The following is a 665-nucleotide window of genomic DNA, read 5'->3' as shown; positions in this document are numbered from 1 at the left end:
GTTTTGGACGATCCCCGTGCATTTTCAATGCTTTGAGAACAAATGGTGCCCAGAAGAGGAGAGCGCCGAGGGCGATTTGAATCCTCGTTGGGGACTGGACGGATTTCCGCCAATTCCGGGGTGGAGGATGTGGGTGCCAGAAGAGGAACCGCATCACTAGCCCCAGCGTCCACCACCATCATCTCCCCCGTATCGTCGCCTGCGGCCCCATCGATCTTCGGCATGATGTCGGCCACGCTGTCGTCCAGATCATCGGCGGAAGCATTAGGGTCTGACGCTGGCGGGAGGTCGGAGCGTGCGGTCGTCATGCTGGTCTCGATGAGGGGCGCGGATGGTGACGGCGATCGTCGGGGAGATGATCGTGTTGATGGAGTGTGGGGATGTCGGTGGGGTCCCGAGTGACGCCGATCACGCCGCCAGCGCCCGATATACCGATGCGCGGCCGATACCCATTTGCTTGGCGATCGCAGCGGCTCCCATACCGGTAGAGCGCAGTTCCTTGATCTTGGTGGGGTCGATCGATGCTGGACGGCCGCGATACTTCCCTGCGGCCTGCGCTTTTCGCACGCCTTCCATCATACGTTCGCGTCGGATGTCGTTTTCAAAGGCCGCCACAGCGCCGAGCATAGCGAGCATCAAGCGACCAGTGCTGGTGTCGGTATCGA

Annotated in this window: 2 protein-coding genes; both read right to left on the bottom strand. The window is 61.2% G+C overall.

Translation table 11 applies throughout. The annotated features are described in order from the left end of the window. The coding region (locus IL54_RS25610) for a hypothetical protein (protein ID WP_237748993.1) at window positions 1-308 on the bottom strand (308 nt) is incomplete at its 3' end. A 100-nt stretch (window positions 309-408) separates the two neighbouring features. Next, window positions 409-665: helix-turn-helix domain-containing protein (locus IL54_RS21980; protein ID WP_037480846.1), on the bottom strand; the 257-nt coding region annotated here is incomplete at its 5' end.

This window comes from Sphingobium sp. ba1, from assembly GCF_000743655.1.
GTDB lineage: Bacteria > Pseudomonadota > Alphaproteobacteria > Sphingomonadales > Sphingomonadaceae > Sphingobium.
Note: the sequence above shows the minus strand (reverse complement) of the source record. Positions and strands in the feature narration are given on the sequence as shown.